Origin of the sequence: Staphylococcus sp. EZ-P03, from assembly GCF_003344575.1 — a bacterium.
Classification (GTDB): Bacteria; Bacillota; Bacilli; order Staphylococcales; family Staphylococcaceae; genus Staphylococcus; species Staphylococcus simulans_B.
In genome coordinates, this window is record NZ_QPMO01000053.1 from 1 (window position 1) to 1,873 (window position 1,873).

Below are 1,873 nucleotides of genomic sequence, written 5' to 3' on the forward strand. Positions count from 1 at the left end.
TTTTAAGTGCGCTCGGCATGATTAGCAACTTGATGGTGAAAGTCCATTACAGGCTTGGCAGTAGGAACTGTTAGCGAAAGACAAGGGTGTCCATCGCGAGGTGGAATCTGAAGGAAGTCGGACGCAAACACTCGCATTGACGAATAGAAACATCATATCAAGGCTTATGCGAACGGATGAGTTTGCTTAACAAAACAAAGTCCGATACTGCCCGAATTCGTATGAGTAAATGATGCAATGACATGAGTGGAAAGTGGTTAATCTTACCCGAGGAGGTCTCATAAGCGATTCTTCGAATCGTAGTAACAACGAATTATGAGAAGTCAGCAGAATTCATAGTAGGGAAAATGTACCGAAGGACTGAACAATATTAAATACAAAGTAAAGAATGGAGGTTATAGATTTACGAAGTACCGAAAACAATGCAAATTGGCAGTCTGTGGAAGATAAGTAGTGGAACGAAAAAGATAAGCAGATGTGTACAGTAAATCTTAGTTGATATGAAAGAAATGTATCGTGAGACTCCATCACTGATGGAACTTGTTGTAAGAAAGAACAACATAGAGAAAGCAATCAAGAAAGTTGTTAAAAATAATGGCTCTCCTGGAATCGATGGGATGAAGGTTAAAGAGTTACATGCTCACTTCAGAGAATTCTATCCACAGATAAAAGGAAAACTGCTTAACGGTACGTATAAACCGCAAGCAGTTAAGAAAGTAGCCATTCCAAAACCGAATGGCAAAAAGAGAATTCTTGGAATTCCCGTCGCAAGGGATAGAGTTATCCAACAAGCAATCAAACAAGTTATCGAACCGATGATAAATCGCCAGTTTTCGAAACATAGTCATGGGTTTAGACCAAATCATAGTACAGGTACTGCATTAAAACAATGTATTCAATACTATGAGGAGGGTTATCACACAGTCGTAGACTGTGATTTAAAACAATGTTTTGACACGTTGAACCATGACAAATTGATGTACTTGTTTGAACGCTTTATACAAGATAAAGCTATCTCTAAATTTATCCGCAAAAGTTTACAAAGCGGGTCTGCAGACCTGTCTGGCGAATACGCAGAAAGAAAGACAGGCGCCCCTCAAGGTGGGGTTATATCTCCCTTGTTGTGTAATATCTATTTGCATGAGCTGGATAAAGAATTAGAGAAGCGCGGACATCGTTTTGTGAGATACGCAGATGACTTCGTCATCTTTGTTAAATCAAAACGTGCCGGACAACGTGTTATGGAGAGTATCACAAACTTTATCGAAAAGGACCTGAAATTAACAGTGAATAAAGATAAAAGTAAGGCAGGCTCTCCCACACGTTTAAAGTTCTTGAGTTGTCTGATAACGAAAATAAATGGCACTTGTCGTTTCAGACCCACTATGGAAGCAAAAAGAAATTTAAAAGCCAAATTAAAGTGGGTCACAAGAAGAAATAGACCTGGCACATTTACTGAAATTATAACAGAAATCAACGCGATTACTAGAGGTTGGATAAACTATTTTGGCAGAGGTTTTGTTAAAGGATTTATCCGCGAAATGCAAGAGTGGTTGAACCATCGAATCAGACAACTTATTTTAAAGCGATGGAAGAAGGTCAAAACAAAATACAAAATGCTTCGAAAATACGGATTAGACCACAATGGTGCCATGCGTATTGCGAACTCAAGAAAGAAGTATTGGAGGCTTTCCAAAACGCATGAGGTTCATCATGCGCTTACAACAAATAGACTCTACAAGTGGGGTCTAGTACCACTAGCCCGACTCGCAGAGTCTGCTTACGCAAGATATTGAACCGCCGTGTACGGAACCGTACGCACGGTGGTGTGAGAGGACGAGTATTCAATTAATGATTACTCTCCTACTCGATT

General features: G+C 39.7%; 1 protein-coding gene. It reads left to right on the forward strand.

Annotated features, from left to right (window positions below; translation table 11 throughout):
- The first annotated feature begins 509 nt into the window (after positions 1–509).
- On the forward strand, positions 510–1,796 hold the full coding sequence (ltrA, locus tag DVJ99_RS12920; RefSeq protein ID WP_114604549.1) for a group II intron reverse transcriptase/maturase: 1,287 nt from the start codon (positions 510–512) through the stop codon (positions 1,794–1,796).
- The last annotated feature ends 77 nt before the right edge of the window (positions 1,797–1,873 follow it).